Here is a 1,825-nt window from a genome sequence, read left to right on the forward strand (position 1 = left end):
TTGAAGATCTGAACCAGTCGGTAGCTTTCCAGTTTCTCTTTTAATTGTTCTTGCCAACCCTTGTTAGTAAAAACGAGATCTGCATCAGCCCAAACAACATATTGATGCTTTTCATTCAAATAGGATAACGCTACGTTATAGAACCTTTCTTTTTGCCAAATGACGGAAGCCGAGGGAATCTTGATTATTGTCAGATTCTGCGAGGAAACAATACTGTCAGTATCTAAGCCATAACAAACCAGGATTATATCAACTTTTTGCTTCCTTAAGTAAGCTAGTGCTTTGACAAGAGCAATATACCTGGATTTACTTTTTGAAAAATTAAAATAAGCTAGAATAACGACTATATCCATAATCTACCTATTCTGTCAGTCTCCGAGGGTACATTTAATCTTTGTAAAAACCTCATAGATCTAGAACCAATTTAGGTAAGCACAGCGTAAATAAAGAATCTTAGGGTCGTTCTCCTAAACTATACTTCCCCTACTAAGTATCATGATTTTGGTATTTTGGCAAAACTGAGATGCACTCAAAATCTGGAGGGAGTCATAGTTTTGATCCTAACAGTCTTATCAATCTGGGATAACAGTCAATTAATAGACGTTAATGAATTAACTATTGTATGTATCGAATATATCAGTTATATCAGTAGACATCTCCAAAAATTAACCTCAAACCCTTGCACTGCCTGGGTCAAAACCGAGTTTCTGGAGATGTCTAGTGGAAAGTTTTTATGCTTTATTCTGCTGCTTTTGCGTTCCCGTAGCGTGACTGTTCCCGTAGCGTGGCCCATTCGCGTAGCGTGGCCTTTTGGCCAAGGCCAAGGAGCATCGCATTTCTCCCACGGCCTAAGCTAGCTAATCCCTGATATCGAACTCCGCTAAAACAGGGAATAGCGTTGACAACGCCAGGAATCTGGCGCTAATTTCTTACCAAAGATAGCGCAGCCTTGAAAAAAAACCAGCCGTAACCAGTCAACCTCTGAGATGATAACTATATCTCAGATGACACTTGTGAATGTATCGCTAAATGTATACCAGTTTACGGCTGAAGTTGTTGTTTAGTGATACCAACTACAACCACAGAAGTCAAAATAGATTTCCGTTTCAAATACGCTTGAGCAAGCTTAACCCATGAGTATCAGTGCCACAGGTATTAAATAGATTGTAGGTAGCACTCAACTGCAACACAAGCTTAGTTTGTTTTGGACTAGGTTCCCAGGGTTCAGGATTAGTGTAGGCATAGTAAGTTTCAACACCATCAATGCCTAAGTTGGCTATAGCAGTAATTAACTCATCTGCTGACTTGCGGTAACGGGCTGGATGAGCCAACACTGCTAAACCACCGGCCTGATGGATAGCATCAATCACTGCACCAGCCTCAGCATCATTACCGGTCGGTGCGGTTCCAGTGAAATAGCGCTTTAAACTAGGATGTTCTGGCTCAAAAGCATAGCCAAGGATATGAACGTCATCATTAAGGAGGTTGGCGGTAATTTCGACACCAGTCCAGAAGTGGGGTAATGAATCACAGAAAGATGACTCCTGCTGCCATTTTTCTATGCAAGCTTGAGCAACTTGATAACCAGCAACGGAGTGGTGATCGGTGATGGCAAGTCCCTTGAGACCAATGGTCATTGCCTGCTTAATCAACTCTTCCGGTTTGAGCCGACCATCAGAGTAAATGGTGTGCATATGGAAATTGTAGCGATAGGGACAGCTATCAGGCTCAATCGTTTCCCACACTTGCCGGAGAGCTTGTTGATTTTTTGCTGCTATCTTAGGTGAAGCAGACCCTTGAGCAATATTGACTACCATAGATACTT

The 1,825-nt window shown here is 41.8% G+C and carries 2 protein-coding genes; both read right to left on the reverse strand.

Annotation, left to right across the window (positions count from 1 at the left end; translation table 11 throughout):
• Window positions 1–353, reverse strand: a 353-nt coding sequence (locus tag F6K38_RS40955) for a hypothetical protein (protein ID WP_287360561.1), incomplete at its 3' end; no start/stop codon positions are given.
• A 753-nt stretch (window positions 354–1,106) separates the two neighbouring features.
• The gene (locus F6K38_RS40960) at window positions 1,107–1,817 is read right to left on the reverse strand and encodes a PHP domain-containing protein (protein ID WP_287360562.1); all 711 of its coding nucleotides are present in this window, start codon (window positions 1,815–1,817) and stop codon (window positions 1,107–1,109) included.
• Window positions 1,818–1,825 lie beyond the last annotated feature (8 nt).

Origin of the sequence: Moorena sp. SIO3B2 (assembly GCF_010692525.1) — a bacterium.
Lineage (GTDB): Bacteria > Cyanobacteriota > Cyanobacteriia > Cyanobacteriales > Coleofasciculaceae > Moorena > Moorena producens.